The organism is Streptomyces sp. NPDC111520 (genome assembly GCF_055635295.1).
Genome location: NZ_JBVKBW010000012.1, coordinates 72925 through 94020, shown reverse-complemented (window position 1 = coordinate 94020; position 21096 = coordinate 72925). Strand labels below are relative to the sequence as shown.

General features: G+C 71.0%; 26 protein-coding genes. 15 read left to right on the top strand and 11 right to left on the bottom strand.

Translation table 11 applies throughout. From position 1 onward, the window contains the following. Positions 1–111 precede the first annotated feature (111 nt). From ACZ7MY_RS27440 to ACZ7MY_RS27430, 3 genes are all read right to left on the bottom strand, one after another. Positions 112–549, bottom strand: coding sequence for a DUF2267 domain-containing protein (locus ACZ7MY_RS27440; RefSeq protein WP_499605752.1), 438 nt, complete (start codon positions 547–549; stop codon positions 112–114). A 64-nt stretch (positions 550–613) separates the two neighbouring features. Next, entirely contained in the window at positions 614–1009 is a 396-nt protein-coding gene (locus ACZ7MY_RS27435) for a DUF2267 domain-containing protein (protein ID WP_499605751.1), read from the bottom strand. A 100-nt stretch (positions 1010–1109) separates the two neighbouring features. After that, positions 1110–1544: an Hsp20/alpha crystallin family protein gene (locus ACZ7MY_RS27430; RefSeq protein ID WP_499605749.1), complete on the bottom strand. Its 435-nt coding sequence runs from the start codon at positions 1542–1544 to the stop codon at positions 1110–1112. Between the two features lie 126 nt (positions 1545–1670). Between ACZ7MY_RS27430 and ACZ7MY_RS27425 the strand changes: the two genes are divergently transcribed. The 11 genes from ACZ7MY_RS27425 to ACZ7MY_RS27375 all read left to right on the top strand — a co-directional run bounded on the left by ACZ7MY_RS27425 (position 1671) and on the right by ACZ7MY_RS27375 (position 9457). After that, positions 1671–2345, top strand: coding sequence for an HSP18 transcriptional regulator (locus ACZ7MY_RS27425; RefSeq protein ID WP_499605747.1), 675 nt, complete (start codon positions 1671–1673; stop codon positions 2343–2345). Positions 2346–3069: 724 nt separating this feature from the next. Beyond that, positions 3070–4218, top strand: a complete 1149-nt coding sequence (gene pstS, locus ACZ7MY_RS27420) for a phosphate ABC transporter substrate-binding protein PstS (protein WP_499605745.1) — start codon at positions 3070–3072, stop codon at positions 4216–4218. A 275-nt stretch (positions 4219–4493) separates the two neighbouring features. Further along, positions 4494–4826, top strand: a complete 333-nt coding sequence (locus ACZ7MY_RS27415; RefSeq protein WP_499605744.1) for a DUF6233 domain-containing protein — start codon at positions 4494–4496, stop codon at positions 4824–4826. 105 nt (positions 4827–4931) lie between these two features. After that, entirely contained in the window at positions 4932–5381 is a 450-nt protein-coding gene (locus tag ACZ7MY_RS27410; RefSeq protein ID WP_499605742.1) for a hypothetical protein, read from the top strand. Between the two features lie 78 nt (positions 5382–5459). Then, positions 5460–5627, top strand: a complete 168-nt coding sequence (locus tag ACZ7MY_RS27405; RefSeq protein WP_018561957.1) for a DUF5670 family protein — start codon at positions 5460–5462, stop codon at positions 5625–5627. A gap of 159 nt (positions 5628–5786) precedes the next feature. Then, positions 5787–6176 carry a hypothetical protein gene (locus ACZ7MY_RS27400; RefSeq protein ID WP_499605741.1) on the top strand — a complete coding sequence of 130 codons (390 nt, stop codon included), beginning with the start codon at positions 5787–5789 and terminating at the stop codon, positions 6174–6176. Between the two features lie 67 nt (positions 6177–6243). Further along, a complete protein-coding gene (locus ACZ7MY_RS27395; protein ID WP_499606023.1) occupies positions 6244–6756 on the top strand; it encodes an alpha/beta fold hydrolase in 513 nt (170 codons plus the stop codon). A gap of 5 nt (positions 6757–6761) precedes the next feature. Beyond that, positions 6762–7250, top strand: coding sequence for an alpha/beta fold hydrolase (locus ACZ7MY_RS27390; protein WP_499605739.1), 489 nt, complete (start codon positions 6762–6764; stop codon positions 7248–7250). Between the two features lie 94 nt (positions 7251–7344). After that, complete coding sequence (locus ACZ7MY_RS27385) at positions 7345–7926, top strand: dihydrofolate reductase family protein (protein WP_499605737.1); 582 nt, start codon at positions 7345–7347, stop codon at positions 7924–7926. A gap of 73 nt (positions 7927–7999) precedes the next feature. Then, entirely contained in the window at positions 8000–8563 is a 564-nt protein-coding gene (locus ACZ7MY_RS27380; protein ID WP_499605735.1) for a dihydrofolate reductase family protein, read from the top strand. A gap of 204 nt (positions 8564–8767) precedes the next feature. Next, the gene (locus tag ACZ7MY_RS27375) at positions 8768–9457 is read left to right on the top strand and encodes a hypothetical protein (RefSeq protein WP_499605734.1); all 690 of its coding nucleotides are present in this window, start codon (positions 8768–8770) and stop codon (positions 9455–9457) included. Positions 9458–9565: 108 nt separating this feature from the next. Here ACZ7MY_RS27375 and ACZ7MY_RS27370 read toward each other — a convergent pair whose 3' ends face one another. Together ACZ7MY_RS27370 and ACZ7MY_RS27365 are read right to left on the bottom strand one after the other, a co-directional pair. Next, the gene (locus ACZ7MY_RS27370; protein ID WP_499605732.1) at positions 9566–9763 is read right to left on the bottom strand and encodes a hypothetical protein; all 198 of its coding nucleotides are present in this window, start codon (positions 9761–9763) and stop codon (positions 9566–9568) included. Positions 9764–10065: 302 nt separating this feature from the next. Continuing rightward, positions 10066–11001 (bottom strand): LysR family transcriptional regulator, encoded by a 936-nt coding sequence (locus ACZ7MY_RS27365; protein WP_499605730.1) that lies wholly within the window; start codon positions 10999–11001, stop codon positions 10066–10068. 138 nt (positions 11002–11139) lie between these two features. On the opposite strand from ACZ7MY_RS27365, the gene ACZ7MY_RS27360 reads away from it, so the two are divergent. Continuing rightward, positions 11140–12384 carry an MFS transporter gene (locus ACZ7MY_RS27360; RefSeq protein ID WP_499605728.1) on the top strand — a complete coding sequence of 415 codons (1245 nt, stop codon included), beginning with the start codon at positions 11140–11142 and terminating at the stop codon, positions 12382–12384. 67 nt (positions 12385–12451) lie between these two features. Here the strand turns inward: ACZ7MY_RS27360 and eno are convergent, their stop codons facing one another. Then, positions 12452–13777, bottom strand: coding sequence for a phosphopyruvate hydratase (gene eno, locus ACZ7MY_RS27355; protein WP_499605726.1), 1326 nt, complete (start codon positions 13775–13777; stop codon positions 12452–12454). 162 nt (positions 13778–13939) lie between these two features. On the opposite strand from eno, the gene ACZ7MY_RS27350 reads away from it, so the two are divergent. Further along, complete coding sequence (locus ACZ7MY_RS27350; protein WP_499605725.1) at positions 13940–14365, top strand: MarR family winged helix-turn-helix transcriptional regulator; 426 nt, start codon at positions 13940–13942, stop codon at positions 14363–14365. Positions 14366–14884: 519 nt separating this feature from the next. Continuing rightward, on the top strand, positions 14885–16357 hold the full coding sequence (locus tag ACZ7MY_RS27345; protein WP_499605724.1) for a DEAD/DEAH box helicase: 1473 nt from the start codon (positions 14885–14887) through the stop codon (positions 16355–16357). 187 nt (positions 16358–16544) lie between these two features. Here the strand turns inward: ACZ7MY_RS27345 and ACZ7MY_RS27340 are convergent, their stop codons facing one another. Beyond that, positions 16545–17108: a hypothetical protein gene (locus ACZ7MY_RS27340; RefSeq protein ID WP_499605723.1), complete on the bottom strand. Its 564-nt coding sequence runs from the start codon at positions 17106–17108 to the stop codon at positions 16545–16547. A gap of 35 nt (positions 17109–17143) precedes the next feature. Beyond that, the gene (locus tag ACZ7MY_RS27335; RefSeq protein ID WP_499605721.1) at positions 17144–17590 is read right to left on the bottom strand and encodes a hypothetical protein; all 447 of its coding nucleotides are present in this window, start codon (positions 17588–17590) and stop codon (positions 17144–17146) included. Between the two features lie 348 nt (positions 17591–17938). On the opposite strand from ACZ7MY_RS27335, the gene ACZ7MY_RS27330 reads away from it, so the two are divergent. After that, positions 17939–18523, top strand: a complete 585-nt coding sequence (locus tag ACZ7MY_RS27330) for a hypothetical protein (RefSeq protein ID WP_499605719.1) — start codon at positions 17939–17941, stop codon at positions 18521–18523. A gap of 58 nt (positions 18524–18581) precedes the next feature. Here ACZ7MY_RS27330 and ACZ7MY_RS27325 read toward each other — a convergent pair whose 3' ends face one another. The 3 genes from ACZ7MY_RS27325 to ACZ7MY_RS27315 all read right to left on the bottom strand — a co-directional run bounded on the left by ACZ7MY_RS27325 (position 18582) and on the right by ACZ7MY_RS27315 (position 20994). Then, entirely contained in the window at positions 18582–19151 is a 570-nt protein-coding gene (locus tag ACZ7MY_RS27325) for a class F sortase (RefSeq protein ID WP_499605717.1), read from the bottom strand. 68 nt (positions 19152–19219) lie between these two features. Beyond that, positions 19220–19906: a DUF4142 domain-containing protein gene (locus ACZ7MY_RS27320; RefSeq protein WP_499605715.1), complete on the bottom strand. Its 687-nt coding sequence runs from the start codon at positions 19904–19906 to the stop codon at positions 19220–19222. A 443-nt stretch (positions 19907–20349) separates the two neighbouring features. Further along, the gene (locus ACZ7MY_RS27315; RefSeq protein WP_499605714.1) at positions 20350–20994 is read right to left on the bottom strand and encodes a dihydrofolate reductase family protein; all 645 of its coding nucleotides are present in this window, start codon (positions 20992–20994) and stop codon (positions 20350–20352) included. Between the last annotated feature and the right edge of the window lie 102 nt (positions 20995–21096).

The window sequence follows — 21096 nt, the reverse complement described above, 5'->3', positions numbered from 1 at the left end:
CACGCGGCCTCCAGCGGCAAAGCGCAACAGCCGTTGACGGCACGGAACTTCCGCCCGGCGCCTGCACCACCTGGCGGGCCGGATCCGCCCGGCTCGCACGGATGGCCGCCTCTAGCCGGTCGGCGCCAGTTCGGCCCGGCCGAAGAGCAAGGCGTACCCGCTGGGCAGTTGTGTGAGGACCCTGCTGATCAGGTCCTCCCCGGCCAAGCGCCTGAGTACCGCGAAGACGGTCCCGGCGTCCCAGCGGGCGGTGGCCGGTGTTCCGCCGGTGCGGACGGCCAGGTCGCTGACGAAGGCGAAACCGGTGAGCGGTTGCCGGCAGGGAATTTGGGCGGTGAACTCGAGGGCGGCCTCGACGGGAAGCCGGGCGGCGAGGGCGACGCGTTCTTCGCCGACGAGCTGGCGGCCGAGGCCGGCCAGCACCTCACGAACGGCCTGTTCGGCCCGGTCCCGGTTCGGATAGGCGCCTTCGTAACGAACGTGCTCGACCATCGCGTCGAATGTCGTCGCCGTGGTGTGGGAGTCGTCCACTTGGCGCTGCGGGGACATCGTCGTGCCTTTCTCTCTGTGTTGTGCTGCGGGCGGGGTGCTCCCCGCCCCTCGGTCGCGAAGGTCAGGCCGGCGCGAGGTTGCCGAACAGCAGGTCGTAGCCGGGCGGCAGCTGCAGGAGCAGCCGTTGCAAGATGTCCGGTCCGGCCGCTTCTGCCGCCACGCTGAGGACCGCGCCGACGTCCCAGCGCGCCGTCGCTTCGGTCGCGCCTTCGATCCAGGCGGCGGTGGCCCGCACGAACCGCTCCGCGTCCAGCGGCTCGACGGCCTGGAGTGGGTTGAGCAGGATGAGTGCGTAGGTCTCGGGCAGCCGGGCGGCCAGTTCGGCGCGTTCCTGGCCGACCACGTGTGCGCCGAGCAGTCCGAGCACCACACGGGCTGCCCGGTCCGCCTCATGCGGTGTGGGGTATTCGCCGCGTTCCTGTACACGCGCCAGGAACGCCTCAGGTCGCATAGCCACAGTTCCCCCTTGGGTGATGCGGAGGACGGAACCGAGGAGGGAGGGGAACGGTGTCCGTCCTCCGCCGCCAGCACGCCGGGTGTGTCGCCCGGCTCGGGGCTCAGCCCCTGATCTGCCTGCGGTCGCCGGTGGACGTGATCGCGATCTTGCGGGGCTTGGCCCGCTCGGCGATCGGGATGCGCAGGGTGAGGACACCTGCGTCGTAGTCGGCCTCGATGTGTTCGGTGTCCAGCGTGTCAGCGAGCACGAGCTGCCGTGAGAAGACACCCAGGGGTCGCTCGGACAGCTCCATCTGCACATCGTCGGCCTTGGCCACGGGCCGGCGTTCGGCCCTGACCGTGAGCATGTTGCGCTCGACGTCGATGTCGATCGCGTCCGGCGTCACGCCGGGCATGTCGAGGGCGATCACGTAGTGCTCGCCCTCTCGGTAGGCGTCCATGGGCATCGCCTGGGGCCTCGACCAGGTGCCGGACGTCCCCAGCAGCTGCTGGGTCAGCCGGTCCAGCTCACGGAACGGGTCGGTGCGCATCAACATCGTGAAACACCTCCAAGCGTTTGGGCAGAGACTGCCAATGCGCTTCACCTGGTTCCCTTGTAGCATGTCGTCGAAGCGATGACAAATCTTGAGTCGTCAATCGGATGACGGAGAGGATTGGCCGCCATGGATGCCGCCGAGCCGGCCGGGCAGATGAGTGCCGATGACGGGCCCGTACCGCTTCTGGCTGCGGCCACTGCTCTCGGGGCCATCGAGCAGGCCTTGCGCGACGCCCGTGCCGCAGTCACGAGCGCGGCACCTGCTCCCGACGATGCGGGAGAGGCGCTCGCCTCCCTGGTACTCCTGAGAGAGGTGCGCGAGCAGCTCGCCGGCTGGGAGAGGGGCCTGATCGAACGCGCCCGAGCCGCCGGTACCAGCTGGGCCGACCTCGCCGGCCCTCTGGGGGTCGCCAGTCGTCAAGCTGCCGAACGTCGCTACCTCCGGCTCCAACCGGGAGCAGCGGGCAGCACCGGCGAGGAGCGCGTGAAGGCAACTCGCGACCGCCGTGCCGCCGACCGCACCGTCACCGCCTGGGCACGCGACAACGCCGCCGACCTGCGCCGCCTGGCCGCCCATGTCACGGGGCTCACCGACCTCCCTCCCGGCGCCCGCTCAGCCATCGCCGACATCGACGAAGCCCTCGCCCACGACGACGCGGCGCGCCTGATGGCCCCCCTCGAAGCCACCCGCAACCATCTGCAGCCGGGCCACCCGGAGGTCGCCGCACGCGTCGAGGCCCTCACCCGGCACGCCGAGCAGCTGCGGCAGGACAGCAACGAGCAACGGCGCGGCGGCGATTGACCCTCAGGAGCCGGCAGCGATCCACGCCGTCTCCGCGGGCCGGTCGTCGGCCTGGTCCTTGCACTCCTCGGTGTGGGCGCCAACGACAGCGCCGTGTCCAGCCCCGTCCGACGAGCTGTTAACCCGCCCGTCGGCGGGCCGAGACCCTTCTGTTACCCGACGCCAACAGTCGCGGGTAAGATCCCAGTTGCTCGCTCACCTGAAGAGTGCCTTCGGCCGGCTCGGTGGACACTGTTGTGCCGGCCGGGGGCACTCTTCGCATCGCTGATCACCTACGGACGCCCGGTCGCGTGAGAGCCTCACCCCCCGTGCAGGCGCTGAAGTCCCGCCTGCGGCAGGGGTACGCACAGCATGTGCCCTCGCAGTCGGCGCGCACGGACGGCATCACCGTGCGAACCGCCAGTCCAACGCGTAACCCAGTGGGCGGACAACAGAGGGCCCCTTCACCCCCAACCGCAAGGTCGACCGGATGGTCCGGCTGCCGCCGACGCCTCGGGCAACGGGCATGTGACCCCGGCACGCTGAGACGTACGCCACTCGGTGTGGGCTACAGCACCGCACTGATATGCGAGGTTCACCCCGCATTTACCATCGGCCTTCGACCACTTCACCTGATCTGCCTAATTTCGGCCTTACCGGTGAGCGAGGAGCCGCCGGATGGATGCAGAAATCCATACCTCTGCTTCGCCGTCCACCGGCGGGCTTCAGGAAGGAATCACCAAAGGTGAAGCTTCAGCTTCAGCGTAAGAGCGGGCTCCGCGCCCTGGCCGTCGGCGCGATCGCGGTCTCCGGTGCCCTCATGCTCACTGCGTGCGGTTCGGACGACAACACCAACGCCGGCGGCGACAGCAGCAAGGCGCCCTCCACGTCGTCCAGCAGCATCAAGTGCGCGGACAAGGGCGGCCAGCTCCTCGCTTCCGGCTCCTCGGCGCAGCAGAACGCCATGGACGCCTGGGTCAAGAACTACCAGCAGGCCTGCTCCGGCGCCCAGATCAACTACAAGGCGTCGTCCTCGGGCGAGGGCATCATCGACTTCAACAACGGCACGGACGGCTTCGCCGGCTCCGACTCGCCGCTGAAGCCCGAAGAGGTCGAGGCCTCCAAGAAGATCTGCGCCACCGGCACCGGCATCAGCATCCCGATGGTCGGCGGCCCGATCGCCATCGGCTACAACGTCTCCGGCGTGGACAACCTGGTCCTGGACGCCCCGACCCTGGCCAAGATCTTCGACTCGAAGATCACCAACTGGGACGACGCGGCCATCAAGAAGCTGAACCCGGACGCCAAGCTCCCCAGCAGCAAGATCCAGACCTTCCACCGTCAGGACGAGTCCGGCACCACGGACAACCTCACCAAGTACTTCAACGGTGCCGCCAAGGACGCGTGGCCGTACGAGCACGCCAAGGCGTGGGCGGGCAAGGGCGGCCAGTCCGCCGCCAAGTCCGCCGGTGTCGCGGCCCAGGTCAAGCAGGTCAACGGCTCGATCGGCTACTTCGAGCTCTCCTACGCGACCGCCAACAGCATCAAGACGGTCAAGATCGACACCGGCGCCTCCGCCCCCGTCGAGGCCACCGCCGACAACGCCTCCGCCGGCATCGCGCAGGCCAAGGTCGTCGGCACCGGCGCCGACCTGTCCCTGGACATGTCCGCCGCGTACACCACCAAGGCCGACAACGCCTACCCGATCGTCCTGGTGACCTACGAGATCGCCTGCGACAAGGGCAACAAGGCCGAGACCCTCCCGCTGGTCAAGTCCTTCCTGGGCTACACCGCCTCCGAGGAGGGCCAGGCGATCCTGTCCGAGGCCGGCTACGCGCCGCTCCCGGCCGAGATCGCCACGAAGGTCCGCTCCACCGTGGACGCCCTGTCCTGACCCAGTCGGCCGGCCCCGCGACACACGTCGCGGGGCCGTCCGTCGTCCACGTGCCGACACAGTAGGCGTCTCCGCCGACAGGGCACAGGGAAACCCCGCGAAGGCCGGTCGCGGTCTACGCGGATGCACTCCCGTCCCGGGCCCGGGCCCGGTCGCACCTGCGTTCGCGGCCCGAGCCGCGGAGGGGCCGCCCGTGTCCTGTCGGCGCTGTCCTGCGGCCCTCGGTCGTTCCCGCCCGCTGGCCCGGCACTCCCACTCGCCGTAAAGTCGATCATGTGGGCGACCTGCCTCCGGATCTGGATCGGCTACAGGTGATCCGCCTCTACCTGCAGCTGCAGCTCGACGCTGTCGACGCCAAGATCCGCGAGAGTACGGAGGAGGCGGCCAAGGGTGTCGCCCCCGCGTCACCGCAGCCGGAGCCCTCCGCTGACAGCGACACCGGCTTCCGCCTGCAACACGTGCCCAGGGGCGGGACCCTGCGTGCTGTGGTCCACCGTGGCGACTGCCCGGACGCAGCGGGCGGCTGGATCAGCCGGCACGAGCTGGACATCGCGCTCCGTATGCCTGAAGTCACGCCGTGCCCGCGCTGTCACCCCGGCCCTGATTGACGGCCCGGTGGCGTCACCGACCATCCCCCGGCAGCCGGCCCGGCAGGCCCGCCCACATGGGGTAACGCAGGGTACGCCGGAAGCTCGGTGTGGCATGACGACAGGGTGAGCGAAGAACCTCAGCAGCAGCCGCCGGACGCCGGTCACCTGCGTCCCCCGGGGGTGAGCGATCGGACGGTCGAGGCTCTGGGCTCGCTGTCCAAGGCGCTGGAGACCACCGAGCGCGCCCGCGGCCACCTGTACGCCTTCCACCAGCTGACGGGAACCGCCGACCTGGAACTGGACCGCACCGTACGGCTGCTCCGGGAGGCCGGTCACGCGTCACACGCCGACACCGTCGAACGGGAGATCGTGGGACGCGACGTCATCCCCGGGCATTGGACGTTCCAGATCGTCGAGGCGTACGACCGGACGTACTACCGGCCCTTCGCGGACCTGGAACGCAGCCTGGTCGACGACCTCGCCGAGGGCCGGGACCATCTCTACGAAGCCGAACTGAAGGAGGCCCGCCGCTCCCCCGCTCGCCCCGACCGGAGCGCCGACGACGACTCCTGAACGCCGAGCGATCCGGTCACGCCGGTCCCGCATGTCGCGGAATCCCCGGGGCAGACGCGTGGTCAGGAGGTATACACAATGGTTCCCTTGCTTCTGGTCCTGCTGCTGGCGCTGATCCTGTTCGGCGCCGGGTTCGCCCTCAAGGCTCTGTGGTGGATCGCCATCATCGTGCTGGTGGTGTGGCTCCTCGGGTTCGTCTTCCGGGCCGCCGAAGGCGGCGGACGCCGCCGCTGGTACCGATGGTGACCTGAGACCTCTCCCCTACCTCGAGCCGGGTGGGGTCCGCGATGCCGGAGGGCCGCGGACCCCACCCTTCGTACATCAAGCGTCATCGCCCCGAGGTGGCTGGGGAAAGGTAGCGTGATCGTCCCGCGGTGAGGACGAGAACGGGAACGGGCTGGGCGGATGGCGGAGCAGGCGGTGAGGCCGAGCGAACTCTTGGCCTCAGGTGAGATCCGGCTGCTGCGACGAGCCCTCCTGGAATGGGGCGGGCCGGCGCGGTGCAGCGACCAACTCGCCGTCGGTATGGGGTTCGCGGACGCTCAGGATCTGCTCGATCAGTGCTGCGTCCTCCGCGACGCCCTGGGCAACGACGTTCCGCTCAGGCCGGTCGATTGGGCGCGGACTCTTCTGGCCGTGGAGATCGTCTTCGTCAGCGACCTCGCCGGCTCAGGCGTCGAGTGGCCCACGACCACAGGCATCAGTGACGAGGCCACCATCAGAGTTCTCAGGGCGATCCAGCGGAAGCTGGTCAGAACCGTGAGCGCCTACTACGGAAAGAGCCCGAGCGCATAGCGGAGCTCCATGGACACGGACTCCGGGAGCGGCGGATATCGGCTCGCGGCTCGTGGGACGCCTCGAGATGCGCCGCGGCGAGCCGCACACCATGACCGACGAAAGGGCGCCGTTTTCAGACGGCCTGGATTCCGTCCCCTCTCACGGGGCTCCGGAAAGCACTTTCCGCAGGTTACGTGCAGGAATGAGCATGACCGACACCTTCCGGTCCCGAGAGGAGTGGATCGCCGGGGGCGGTCGCCAGTCCCTGCCCGGATTCCCGCATGCGGTGTTCGTGCGACAGGACGGTCCCGCATCCGGTCGTCCCGTGACGCTGCTGCACGGGTTCCCCACGTCCTCGCACGACTGGGCCGCCGTCATCCCCTACCTCGTGGCCGCGGGGTGCCGTGTGATGACAGCGGATTTCCTCGGGTTCGGTGAGAACGACAGCCGTATCCCCATGAGTACTCGGTTCTTGAGCAGGCCGACCTCATCGAAGCCGTCTGGCGGCTCACCGGCTGCGGGGCGACTGCGCTGGTCGCCCACGACTACCAGGTGTCCGTCGGGCAGGAACTACTGGCCCGGAATCCGGCCAGGGTGACGTCCATGACATGGTGCAACGGAGGTATCTGGCCCGACCCGCATCATCCGATCCCCGAGCAGCAGATCCTCTCCAGGCCGGGCAGCGCGGAGGTGGCGCGCCACGTGGACGAGGAGAAGTTCACGGCCGCAATCGACCGCCTGATCGACGAACGGCCCCTTCCGGCCGGTCTGCTGCACGACATGTGGCTCGGAGCACGCTCGCGTGAAGGCCTCAGGGTCCTGCCGTCGCTGCTGCACTACATGGAGGAACGCAGGGAGAACAGCGCCCGCTGGACCGGGACACTGCGCAGCCACCAGGGCGAGCAGCACTTCATCTGGGGACCGGCCGACCCCGTCAGCGGCGCACATGTGATTCCCCGGATCCGCGAGGTCGTGCCTCACGCGACGCTCACCGTCCTGGACGAGGATCCCGCGGTAGGCCACTTCCCCCAGGTGGAAGCGCCCGGGATCGTCGGCCCGCTCCTCGCCGGCTCGCCGGCAGACCACGCCTGAGCGTGCGTCGGCAGGAGCCGCCCGTGTTCGAGGTCGAGAGCACGCGGCTCACGACACGCTAATTTGGGGGCTCCCCGAAGCAGAGGAGAGCCCCGTGGGCAAGGTGGTCATGTACGGCTCGGTGTCGGTGGACGGCTTCGTCGCCGACGAGAACGACCAGCCCGGACCCCTGTTCGACTGGCTGTCCGGCGGTGACGTCCCGTTGGACGAGAGCGGCGCGCTGAAGGTGTCGCAGGCGTCCTACGACCACACCCGGCCGTACTGGGACCGGATCGGGGTGACGGTCGTCGGCCGCCACGTCTTCGACATGACGGACGGCTGGGACGGGAAGCCTCCGGGCGGGATCGACCACGTCGTCGTCGTGACCCACCGGGGCAGGCCCGAGGGCTGGCAGCCCGAGGCGCCGTTCCACTTCGTCGACGGCGTCGAGGCAGCCGTGGCCACGGCGCAAGGGCTCGCGGGTGACCGCGTGGTCGAGGTCGCCGCCGGCGACGTCGGCGGCCAGGTGCTTGCCGCGGGTCTGGTCGACGAGGTGCGCATGGACGTCGTACCCGTGGTGTTCGGGTCCGGCAAGCGCTACTTCGGGTCGGTCCACGCGCAGCACCTGTTGGAGGATCCCGACGTGGTGATCCAGGGCGACCGGGTGCTTCACCTTTGCTACCGGGTGCGCCGTTGACCGTGCACACCGATGAGTTTCCCGCGCCGCGCCGGTCCGTACGCGGGAGACCGACTCACGGAAGGCAGACGCCATGCGGAAACTGATCTACGGCATGAACCTGAGCCTGGACGGCTTCATCGCCGCGCCCGGCGACGACATCGGCTGGAGCGTGCCGAGCGACGAGCTGTTCCAGTTCTGGTCCGACCAGTTGCCGGCGACCGACCTGTCGCTGTACGGGCGCAAGTTGTGGCAGACGATGAGCTCCCACTGGCCGACCGCCGACCAGCAGCCCGACGCCACCCCGGCGCAGATCGAGTTCGCGCGCCGCTGGCGGGACATGTCGAAGGTGGTGTTCTCCTCGACGATCGACAAGGTCGACTGGAACTCCCGCCTGGTCACCGGCGACGCGGTCGCCGAGATCACCCGGCTCAAGGCCGAGGACGGCGGCCCGATGGCCATCGGCGGCGCGACGCTCGCCGGCGCGGCCATGCGGGCCGGGCTGGTCGACGAGTACGTGCTGCTCACCGCGCCGGTCCTGGTGGGTGGCGGCACGCCGTTCTTCACCGTGCTGGACAGCTGGGTGAACCTGAACCTGCTGGAGACGCGGACGCTTCCGCACGGCGTGATCCTGACCAGGTACGAGACGCGGCGTTGAGCACCCGTCAAGCGGCGCAAGTTCTTTGGCGAGTTCGCCTCTGGCGGCCGCATCCGGTCCGTCCGGTTCGCGCTCGACCCCGGCCGTCACGGGGCATGACGATCCGCCGGGCCCGAGGCCTCGCCCGCGGTCGCCGTCGTACCGTGATCGCCTTGACCGGGGTGCGACGGCCGGGCCCGTTGTGTTGGTGTGGGGGAACTCGTCATGCGACGTCTGGTGCGTCATCTTGTCCCGGTGGCCCTGACGGCGGCTGTGGCGATGTGCGCGGGCTGCGACGACCAGGCGGCCGTGGCGACGTCCGCCGACCTCAAGCCGTTGACCGAGGAAGAGCTGTCGAAGGCGCTGCTGCGGGACTCGGACGTTCCGGGACTCACCGCCGACGTCGGGCCGGGGCTGCCCCTGTTCGACCAGGACGACGTCGTGACGGCGTCGCCGCGGGAGTGCCAGCCGGTGGCGGACCTGATGAGCGTGCGCCCTCGCCATGCACGGAAGGCGCTGGTGTGGGAGGTGCTGGACGGTGTGCGCGACGGCGCGGGTGAGACGTCGGGGAGTCTGGCGCTGAGCAGCCACACCCCGGCCGAGGCACAGGCGTGGGTCGCGGACCTCAAGGGCGCGCTGCCCGGATGCGCGCGTTTCCAGGCCACGTCCGCCGCCGGCTGGGACCACGGGTTCAGCGTGAAGGAACTCGCCCCGGTGGAGGCGGGCGACGAGGCGGTCTCCTACCTCATCACCAACCTGAGCGCGCCGGAGGGGAAGGGCAACGTGGAGTCGGTGATCCGCACGGGCGGGACCCTGTCCGTGTACCTGCTCGCGCAAGGCCCCGGCGAGCCGACGCCCGTGCGCGAGGCCGTCGCACGCAAGCAGCACGAGCGATTGCGGGACGTCAGCCGCTGAACGACGGCCCGCTCTTCCCCCGGCGGACCCGACCGGGTGTCGCGCGCCCATACGGGCGACGGCGACCGGGCACCGGGGGGACTCCGACGGCGAGCCTCCCCCTGTGCCTCACTTCGAGTACTGGTCGGTGTACTGCGGTCCGTCCGACTGGGCCTTGCAGCCCTCACCGTTCGCCGGCATGCCATGGGAGATCACCAGAGCGTAGGACTGCGGGACGAAGTCGCACCCCTTGCCGGACCACTGGGACGCGAGAAACGTCCACCCGGCAGCAGCGATCGCGAGCGTGTACTTGGTCTTGGAGTTCATACGAATGACCGTGCCTCGGATCCGCCGGGCCGCCACGACCCGGCTTCGGATTTACGTGTCAGTATGAGCGGATTGCGATCATATGCGCGACTCGTCCAGGTGCGGATGCGCACCGCAGAGCCGTCGGCACAGGCGGCCTGCGACAGCATCACCGCAGGTCATGGCAGGCAAGGGCGCGAGCTGACGGCATCACCGGGAAGGCGGTGTGAACGCGTCAGCGAACCTCGAACTCCTGCACGGTGAGGGGCGCTCCGGCCGCGGCGGACTGCCCCCTCGGACGTCCTGCGCGCCTTTCGAGCCCTTCAGCGCGGAAGCACCCAGCTCGGTACCCAGGTACCGGTGGCGTCCTCGCCTGCGGTCGTGGCGGCCAAGTGGGTGCGAAGGGCGGCCAGTGCCGGGTGGGGGTTGTCCCGGTGCCACAGGAGCGAGTGCGGGTACACGGGTGTCGGGTCGGTCACCGGGATGCGGCGCAGGCCGTGGTCGGCGGGCCAGATGAGGCGGCTGTGCTCACCCATGAAGGTGGCCAGGGCCGGGGTGTCGGAGATGGTGTCGAGGAGCGCGTCCGAGCCGAAGTTGGGGCCGGTCGCCTCGATCGTGAGGCCGAACTCGGCGACGAGGTCGTCGTAGTAGGCGCCCCACTCGGTCCCGGGGGCGATGCCGGGCATCCAGATCCGGTGCCCGACGAGCTGCGCGACGGTCACCGACCGGGCGTCCGCGAGCGCGTGGGCGGAGCCGGTCAGGAGCTGGAGCGGCTCGTCGAGCACCCGGACGGACTCGATGTCCTCGGGGAGGGGCCGGCCGGGCGCGGCGACGGCGCGGAAGGACGCGTCGATCGCACCGGAGCGGAGGGCGGCGACGGCCGTCTCGATGTCGAACAGCATCATCACGTCGAGTTCGATCCCGGCGTGCGCGCGGTGGAAGCCGCGCATCAGGCCCGACTGCGCGCTGCGCGAGGCGATGACGTCGACGCGCAGCGGCCGGCGGCCGGGGCGCACGGACGCGCGGGCACGCTCGGCGACACGCAGGAACTCGTGGGCGTGGGGCATGAACGCCTGCCCGTCGATGGTGAGCTCGGCGCCGCGTGCGGCACGGGTGAACAACCGCACCCCGAGGGTGCGCTCCAGCATGGCGATGCGTTTGGAGACGGCCTGCTGGGTGATCGACAGGTCGACGGCGGCTTTCTGGAACTGGCCCGCGTCCGCGACGGCGACGAAGGTGCGCACTGCTTCGAAGTCCACGCCGCCCCACCTTAGTGAACAACCGATGGTTGTGGGCGGCCGGCGGTCCGGTTGTTTGACCTGCCGTTGTCCTGGCCGCTTGGCTCTCCGGGTCAACACCGGTTTGTGCGGGAGGACCTCGAGGAGAGCACGCGGATCATGGTGGGCAGAAGAGCGCTGGGCCGGCGGTTCGGCCGGCTGTGGGCGGCGTACGCCGTGAGCGCCTACGGATCCGGGCTGGGGTTCGGCGCGCTGCCGCTGCTCGCCGTACTGGTGGTGCACGCGGGACCCGCGGAGGTGTCGGCGCTGTCCGCGGTGGGGCCCGCGGTCGGTGCGCTGATCGCGGTGCCTCTCGCGCCGTGGGTGGAGTTCCGGCGCAAGCGGCCAGTGATGATCACGATGGACCTGGCACGGTTCGCGGCCATGGCGACGATCCCGCTCGCCTACGCCCTCGGGCGGCTCGGTTTCGTCCACCTGCTCCTGATCTCGGTCGTGGTCGCCGCAGCCAAGATCGCGTTCAACGCGGCCGGCGGCGCCTACCTCAAGGCCCTCGTCCGGCCGGACGACCTGCTCGTCGCCAACGCTCGGTTCGAGTCGACGAACTGGAGCTCCATCGCGGTGGGGCCGCCGCTCGGCGGGGCAGCGATCGGCCTGTTCGGGCCGGTCACCACCGTGGTGGCCGACGCGCTCAGCTATCTGCTCTCCGCACTTTCCCTCACCGCGATCCGAGGTGATGAAGAAGCGCCGCGAGCGTCCGGCAAGAGCCCGTTCCGGGCGGGCGCCGCGCTCGAGGGCTGGCGGCACATCATGGGCCATCCCGGTCTGCGGGCGCTCTACCTGAACCAGCTGCTCGTCGCCGGTCTGATCATGGCCACCGAGCCGCTGCTGGCGGTCCTCCTGCTGCGCGAGCTCGCGTTCGCGCCCTGGCAGTACGGCCTCGCCTTCGCCGTCCCCTGCCTCGGCGGACTCATCGGGTCACGGCTGGCCCCCCGTGTCGTGTCCCGCTTCGGCAGGCACCGGGTCTTCCGGACCGTCGGAACCCTGCGCGCCGTCTGGCTGATCGGCCTGGCCCTCGTCCGTCCCGGCGCCGTCGGCCTCGTCACCGTGATGGCGGTCGAGTTGGCGATCATCATCAACATGAGCCTGTACAGCCCGGTGCTCGCCACCTACCGGCTCGAACACACCCCCCGGCACCTCGTCGCCCGCACCCTGTCGGCCTGGTCGATCGGCCAGCAGGCGTCCATCGCCGTCCTGACCGCGCTCGCCGGACTGCTCGCCGCCGCCACCGGCCCGCGTACCGCTCTCGCGGTCGCGGGACTGCTGATCCTGGCCACCCCGCTCCTGCTCCCCCGGCATGAGCAGACGTCGCGAGACGAGCCGGAACCGGCCCGCGACCACTCATGACGCACCGGCCGCCTCCTTCACCGCCGTGCCGGCCCCCCGACCGTGATCGGGGGGCCGGGCGTGGGCCCTACTCCTGCCCGCCGTTCCCGCCCGCCGACAGGGCGGAACGGCCCGCGAAGCGCGCAGCGTCGCCCAACTCCTCCTCGATCCGGATGAGTTGGTTGTACTTCGCCGTACGGTCCGAGCGGGAGAGCGAGCCGGTCTTGATCTGACCGCAGCCGGTCGCCACCGCCAGGTCCGCGATGGTGGTGTCCTCCGTCTCGCCCGAGCGGTGCGACATGACGGCCGTCCAGCCCGCCCGGTGGGCCATGTCCACCGCGGCCAGCGCCTCGGTCAGGGTCCCGATCTGGTTGACCTTGATCAGGACCGAGTTGCCGACGCCGGACCGAATGCCCTCCCGCAGCAGCGTCGCGTTGGTGCAGAACACGTCGTCGCCGGTGAGCTGACAGCGGTCGCCGACGCGGGCGGTCAGCTCGCGCCAGCCGTCCAGGTCGTTCTCCGCCATCGGGTCCTCGATGGAGACGACCGGGTAGCCGTCGATGAGCCGGGCCAGGTAGTCGGCGTGCTCGGAAGGGGTGCGGCGCACCCCCTCGCCCACGTAGTCGTACACCCCGTCGCGGAAGAACTCCGACGACGCCGGGTCCATGACCAGGGCGATGTCCTCGCCGGGGCGGTAGCCGGTGCGCTCGATGGCGGCCGTCACGAAGTCGAGCGCCTCCTCGGCGGTCCGCAGCTCGGGGGCGAAGCCGCCCTCGTCGCCGACGCCCGTGGAATGGCCGGCGGCCAGCAGATCGCGGCGCAGGGTATGGAAGACCTCGCTGCCCATGCGGACGGCTTCGGCGAAGGTGTCGGCGCCCACCGGCGCGATCATGAACTCCTGGAAGTCCAGCGGGTTGTCGGCGTGGGCGCCCCCGTTGACGATGTTCATCATCGGCAGCGGCAGGAGGCGGGCACCGGCGCCACCGAGGTAGCGGTAGAGGGGTTCGCGGCGGGCCGCGGCGGCGGCCTTGGCGGCGGCGAGGGAGACGCCGAGGATCGCGTTGGCACCGAGCCGGGACTTCGTGGCGGTGCCGTCGAGGGCGACCAGCGCCGCGTCGAGCGCCGCCTGGTCCCCGGCGTCCCGGCCGCGCACGGCGGCCGCGATCTCCCCGCTGACGTGGGCCACCGCGCGGTCGACCCCCTTGCCGTGCCAGCGCGCGGGGTCTTCGTCGCGCAGTTCCACGGCCTCCCGGGCGCCGGTGGAGGCGCCGGAGGGGACAGCCGCGCGCCCCAGGGAGCCGTCCGCCAGGACGACGTCGACCTCGACCGTGGGGTTGCCACGGCTGTCGATGATCCGGCGGGCGGTGACGGTTTCGATGACGGCGTTGACGGTTCCGACTGCCGTGGCGGTCATGGGAGGTCCTTCCCGTTGTCGTGTGCCGGGGCCCCGGCTGCGACAACGCTGGCGCTGAGCCCGACGACCAGAACCATACAGCAATGCTGCGCAGTTTTGCTGTACAGCATTGCTGCGCAGGTGTGGTGCTCAGCCTTGCCGGCCAACGGGGTAAGGTGCCCTATGCCCACCCCGGAAGCCGCCGCCATCGCCGCCGACCTGCGCACCGCGATGGGCAAGCTCACCCGACGCGTCAAGAACGAGGACCGCATCCCGCTCGGCCAGGTCGCCGTACTCGGAGCACTCGACCGCAACGGCGCCATGACCACCAGCGACCTCGCCGTCGATCAGCGCGTACGCCCCCAGTCGATGGCCCGGGCGGTGGGGCTGCTCATGGAGCAGGACCTGATCACGCGACGGGCGCACCCCACGGACGGCCGCAAGTCGCTGGTCGAGTTGTCGGACGCCGGCCGGACCGCACTCGAGGCGGAGCGCGGCCGCAGGGCCGGGTGGCTCGCACAGGCCATCGAGGCCGAACTCACGGACGAGGAGCGGGCATTGCTGGCACAGAGCGCCGCCCTGCTGGAGCGACTCGCCACCCGCCACTAGCTGGTACGGCAACGGGTCAGGGACGGCTTCGTCGCGCCGTGACCCCGCGCAGGGGCGACTTCCCGCCGGGCCTTGAGCGGCCCCGCGCATCGCCTTCGCGGGGTCAGCCGTGACGCCGCCGCGCGTGGCCGCCGCTTCACCGCCGCGAGCGGCACGTCGAACATGTACCTCACCCGCAGGCGGAGGGACCTCGCCGCCCGGCGCCGGCGTGACATCGGCCACAGCCGCGACGCGATCGCCGCCTCCGTCGGCTACGCCTTCAGCCGGGCCTTCCGCCGCGTGCGCGGCCGCGGACTCGCCGGGGGGAAGGGGAGCGGGCGGGTAAACTCGCCGGAAGTGCGATCCCGCGGACGTCCGTACCCGGCGTCGGCACGCACGACGCAGCCGGGCCCCGCGCCGCATGGACGGGAGGGCCCGCTGCCGCTTTCCGTCTTGTCTTCGGCTCGTTCCGGCGACTTCCCGGCCGCACCGTCCGCCGGGGACTCCCTCGATGCGTGCCCCGTCGAGGAAGGTTCGCCCATGGACCGTTCGCCCCGCAACGACGACCGCTCCGGTCCGGCCGGCCGTACCCGCGCGCGGGTTCCCGGCAGCTCCGGCGGCAAGGGGCGCCCCGTCGGCCCGCGGGGCGATTTCGCGGCACCCGAGACGGTGACCCCGGCCCTTCCCCCCGTGACGGCGTTCTCGCAGCTCCCCCTCCCGCCGGCCCTGCTGAAGACCCTCACCGACCTCGGTGTCCACGAACCGTTCCCCATCCAGTCCGCCACGCTGCCGGACGCCCTGGCCGGCCGGGACGTGCTCGGCCGGGGACGCACCGGCTCGGGCAAGACCCTGGCCTTCGGCCTGCCGCTGCTCGCGCGTACCGCCGCGGGACGACGTGCGGAACCCAAGCGGCCCCGGTCGCTGGTCCTGGTGCCCACCCGTGAACTGGCGCAGCAGGTCACGGAGGCGCTCGCACCCTACGCCGGGGCGCTGGACCTGAGGCTCGCGACCGTGGTCGGCGGCCTCTCGATCGGCCGGCAGGTCGCGGCGGTCCGGGCGGGGGCGGAGGTCGTCGTCGCCACGCCGGGGCGCCTGAGCGACCTGGTCGCGCGCCGTGACTGCCACCTGGACCACGTGCGGATCGCGGTCCTGGACGAGGCGGACCAGATGGCCGACCTGGGGTTCCTGCCGCAGGTCACCGAACTGCTGGACCAGGTGCGCGCGGGCGGGCAGCGGATGCTGTTCTCGGCCACCCTCGACGACAACATCGACCTCCTCGTCCGCCGCTATCTGAGCGATCCGGTGGTCCATTCGGTCGACCCCTCGGCCGCGACCGTGGACGCCATGGAGCACCACGTGCTGTACGTCCACGCCGCCGACAAGTACGCCACCGCCACCGAGATCGCCGCCCGCGAGGGCCGGGTGATCATGTTCCTGGACACCAAGCACGCGGTCGACCGGTTCACCCGGCACTTGGAGGCCTCGGGAGTTCCGGCGGCGGGCCTGCACAGCGGCAAGTCTCAGCCGCAGCGCACCCGGGCGCTCGCCCGGTTCAGGACCGGAGCGGTGACGACCCTGGTGGCCACCGACGTCGCCGCCCGCGGAATCCACGTCGACGACCTGGACCTCGTGGTCAACGTCGATCCCCCCGGCGACTCCAAGGACTACCTCCACCGTGGCGGACGGACCGCGCGGGCCGGCCGGTCCGGCACGGTGGTGACCCTCGTGACCACCGGCCAGCGCAGCGACGTGGCCAAGCTGATGTCGGACGCGGGCATCCGGCCCACGATCACCCAGGTACGTTCGGGCGAGGCGGCGCTGAGCCGGATCACCGGGGCCCAGGCCCCCTCCGGCGTCCCCGTCGACGGAGCGCCGGCCGCCGGCGCGCCGGCCCGCGGTGGTGCTCCGTTCCGCGGCCTGGGCACCCGTCCCGGGCGCGAGTCGCGCAAGCAGGCCGAGGCCCGCCAGATGGCCGCGGCCCGCGAGGCCGCCCGCGTCCGCCGCTCCAACTGAGCCCCGGACCGCGCCGCGCCGCCGATCCGACGGGAAGCGCCCGGGTGGGGGCCCTCGCGGGGGACCGGGGAAGGCACCGTGGATCGTGGGGGTGCGCTCGGCCCCGTACTTCCCGCGAGGGGGCGCCCCGGCCGGCGAGGGACGGAGGACAAGCCGAGATCGGCTCCCGTCCCCCGGTCCGTGCCGTTCAGCGCTGTTGCGCGACGTCCTTGACCGAGGTCGGGCCCAACTGCTTCGCGCTGGCGTACTCCGGCATCGTCATGGGCTTGTCGAAGAGGAAGAACGACTGGTTCGTGCCGACCGTGAACTCCATGTACGCGTTGGTCGTGGCGTCGAACCCGTAGTAGGCGTTGCAGGTGGAGCCCGTCGTGTACGTGCCGTCCATGCCGGGCTGCGCCAGGACCGCGAGCCCCTCGGAGGAGGACTCCACCCTCTCCGTCGGGGTGAGCATCTTGCAGCGCGGCACCGGCAGCCCCTTCATGACGAAGTAGCCGTACTCGCCGTTGGCGTTCTGGATGTAGACGTAGGAGAGCTTGCCGCGCTTCCCCCACGTCGTGATCCACTGGTTGATCGCCTCACGCGTCGGCGAGTACTCCATGCGGCCCGCCGGCTGCTGGGCCACGAGGCGGTCGTAGTTGTCCTGCTTGGCCTTGTTCTCCTTGTCCTGGCTGGACTCGGTGCAGGACGCCAGGACGAGGCCCAGGACGAGCGCGACAACGGCCGCCAGGGACATGCGTGCGAACTTCTTCATGCGGGGCTGCCCTCTTCTCCGGAACATGGCGGGGATCAGTTGGCGCACGTCGTGTGCTCGGCGGTGACGTCAAGCCGGTACGGCAGGTCCTTGTCGTGGAACGGCGCGCGGTGCTCCTGGGCGGCCTTGGAGTTGTAGGTGTTGACCGACTCGATCCGCGTGGCCTTCAGCGCGGTGATCGACTGGTCGATCTGCGCGGTACGGACCTCCGAAGCCGCCTTGCGTTCCTCCTGCAGCACCTGGATCGTCCCCTCGGCGTTCTGCACGGCCGTGCACAGGTCGAAGAACTCCTCGTACGTCGTCTGCCGGAACTCGCCGGAGGCGACGGTGTTCTCGCGCTCCTCCACCTCACCGCGGAACGGGGCGGTGATCCACGCCGCCTTGCCGAAGGCGAACGCCCCGATCACGTACAGCACCGCCAGGAAGACCACCCCGACGACCGCCCAGGTCCCTATCCGTGCCCCCTCACGCACCTCACCCATCGCCCTCTCCCTTCACACGTGGATCCGCCGCACGGACCACATGTGAAGGAGGACACGGCGCCCGATGAAACGGTTCCCCTTGACGCCCGCGTCCGGAACGGGCGGAACGTCCGTGGCGGCCAACGGTGTTGGGACGCCGGTTGAGCGGGCGTGACGCCCGTCGTCCCGTCAAGCGCCCTCCGACCGGGACGGTTTGGGGCGGGTCGGCTGCACCTCGGGCCGGAATCTGCCATAGGGTTCGGCGCGGACCGGCTCGCTCGATCAGTTGCGATACAGAGCAGTTCAGTTCACGTCAGATCAGGTCACCGTCAGGCAGTCGTGCGACAGGCACGTGCAGGGGAGCACAGCGTGAGTCTCATCAAGAAGGCATTCGAAGTCATCGAGAAGGGCTTTGACGCGGGCGGTGACGCCATCCACGACTTCACCGTCAACCGTCGCACGGCCGAGCTCTTCCTCAAGCTGGGTGTCGCGGTCTACGCCGAGCAGCGCCTGGGTGGCTCGCACGAGCCGGTGGAGAGGATGTTCGAGGCCCTGGAGGGCCACGTCGCCGAGAACGGCGAGGTGGAACTCGACCACCTCAAGGAGGCCCGCGAGGTCCTGGGCGAGGCGTTCGTGGCCAAGCACACCGCGGAGATCGAGGCCGAGGAGGCCGCCGAGGCGAAGGCGGCGGAGGAGGCCGTGGCCGCCGCGGCGGCCGCTGCGGCTGCGGCCGCCGCCGTGGCGCCCGCCGCGCCCGTGGCGGCGCCGGTGGCCCCTGCGCCCGTGACGGCGCCCGCGGCCCCCGCAGTGCCTCCGGTTCCCGCGCAGGCCCCCGCGGCCCCGGTCGAGGCCGTCGCCCCTGCCGCGCCCGTCGAGCAGGCCGTCGCCCCCGCCGCCCCGGCGGAGACCCCCGCGCCCGCCACGGCTCCGGCGGAGACCACCCCCGCCGGCTGACCCACCCGCGAAGGCCCGGCGGACGTCCTTCGACGCGCCGGGCCTTCCGCGCTTCGTACTACGCCCCGGCGCTCGGAGCGCCGCGGTGCGTATCCGGGGTGGCGTAGACGACGAGCGCGCTGTCGTACCCGCCCTCGGCACGGTTGTAGGCACCGGTGCAGGTGACCAGCGCCAGGCGGGGCGGGCCGTCGCGCGTGAAAAGCGCGGCGGGCAGACTTCCCTGCGCATAGGTGCGCCGGGCCACGACGACGTAGTGATAGACGTGGCCGCCGGCAGTGGTCACGTCGATGCCGGCTCCCGGTTCGAGCGTGAGGAGGGCCGCGAAGGCACCGATTCCCTCCCGCCGGGTGTCCACATGGCCGGCTATCAGTGTCGTGCCCCCGGCGGAACCCGTCGCCGCACCCAGGGCCCACCAGCCGCCCACGCGCCCGGACTTGGGAAGTCTCAGGGCGCCGTCCAACGCTGCCGCCACGGGCACCACATCGGCGTGGAAGCCCGCGGGCCCGCGGATCGCGACGGGAGGCGAGGGGGTGAGGCCGTCGAACGCGACGGCTCTCGGCGATTGTCGCAGGCTGCCCACGTCACCGGCAGGAGCGGGTCCCCCGAGCAGGGCCCAGCCCGTCACCATGGCCGCCACACCCGCGGCAGTGCCCAGGGCGGCCAGCGCAGTGGCAGCACGGGGCCCGGGAAATGGTGTCAACGGTTGGTGGCGCTCCGGCGCCGGAGCCGTACGAGCCATCCGGCGCTGAGGCCGGCCAGCAGCGCACCACCGGCGAGACCGACGACCGCAGGGGTGCCGAGGGAGGCGTCGCGGGCCGCGGCGACCTGCCCGCCGTTGCCGGCGTGAATGGTGCCCGCGTCCATGGCGGCGTGGCAGGTGCCGCCCTCGACCATCTGCAGGTGCATCGCCACGACCGGCCGGGCCGCCTTGGCCGCGGCCACGATCTCGGCGTTCGCACCCGATTCCACTTCCTGGTCAATCAGCGCGAGCGTCTTGACGTGGCCGGCATCGTTGATCTTCAGCCATGCGGCGTCGTACGCCGACGAGCCGGACTTCTCCTGCACGGAGGCCAGCTCCTGGTCCTGCATGGCGCTGGGGCCGGCGGGCAGCGAGATGCCGAGTTTGGCGGCGAGGGCCTTCACGTCCGCGTCGAGCTTGGTGTGGTCGCGCACGAGGACTTCGCCGACCTCCTTCACGCAGGCCGTCGTCGCGTGTGCCTGTGCGTCCTGCCCGGCCGCGATCTCCGCGAGGTTGCCCTGGTGGACGGCCTTCACGAAAGCGATCTCCTGGTCGCTGACCGACGCGGCCGTGGCCTGCGGAGCCGCCACGGCGCTGATCGCCACCGCGAGAGCGGCTGCCGGAACCTTGCCCAGACGTATCACTGCGTACTCCCTTCGCCCTCAGTACGGACCGACTGAGGGAACGCGGAATGCGAAGGCCGTGCAGCGTTCGCCTAACCATTGATCGCATAGGACGCCTGGGGCCGCATGGGGGCGGCGCCAAGTTCACTGCCTTGGCCCCGGCCGGCTTGAATATTGCGCACGGGGTCGTCCGGCAACCGGCCTCCGCCGGAGGGGAGGGCGGCTCGCGTGTCCCATCGGCTCCCCCCACGACGTCACCCATCGTGCGGGGTGATGTGTCCGCTCGCTCGCACCCGCTCAGCCCGTCCGACGGCCTGGGAGCGCGGGCCGTGGGGAGCTTTTCCGGCATGTGGCGCCGGCCGGGCGTCGGCGCTGCGCCGATGGACCGGCCTGGCCGCGCGAAGGACGTCCGCCGGGCGGACGCCCCCGCGCGGCCATGGCCGCGCCCGGCTGGGCCCGTCGTGTCACCTGCGCCAGAACAAGTGGTGCCGCACACCGCTCGCGCTGGGCACCACCTCCAGGTGGAAGCGGTCCAGCAGTTCGTCGGGCGACTCCCACAGCCGCAGCCCGGATCCGAGCTCCACGGGCGCGACCGTCACGTGCAGGGTGTCGACGAGGTCGGCGTCCAGGAACTGCCGGACGGTGGTGACCCCGCCGCCGAGCCGGACGTCCTTGCCCTGCGCCGCTTCGCGCGCCCGTTCCAGAACCGTGGCCGGATCGCCGTCGACGAAGTGGAACGTGGTGTCGGAGAGCGTGAACGAAGGACGCGTGTGGTGGGTCATGACGAACACCGGCGTGCGGAACGGCGGCTCCGCTCCCCACCAGCCACGCCACTCGTGGTCCTGCCAAGCCCCCCGCTGGGGCCCGAACTTGTTGTGGCCCATGATCTCGGCCCCGATGTTGCGGGCGAAGTCCCGTGTGAAGTAGTCGTCCAAACCCCGGCTCCCGCCGGGATCGGTGCGCATCGGCCAACTCGCCGTCGCGCCGGCCCAGCCGAACAGCCGCTCGGGACGGTCACAGCCGAACGGCCGGTCCAGGCTCTGCTCCTCGCCGGCTCCGATGCCGTCACTCGAGACGTTGAAGTTCATCACTCTCAGCAGTTGTTCCACGTGCTTCCCCATCGGGTCCTGTCGCGTCGTCGTACGGCGGAGCGCCGCACACCATCACGTCGAACACGACCCGCCCGGATCGACAGCCGCCCGCCACCCATT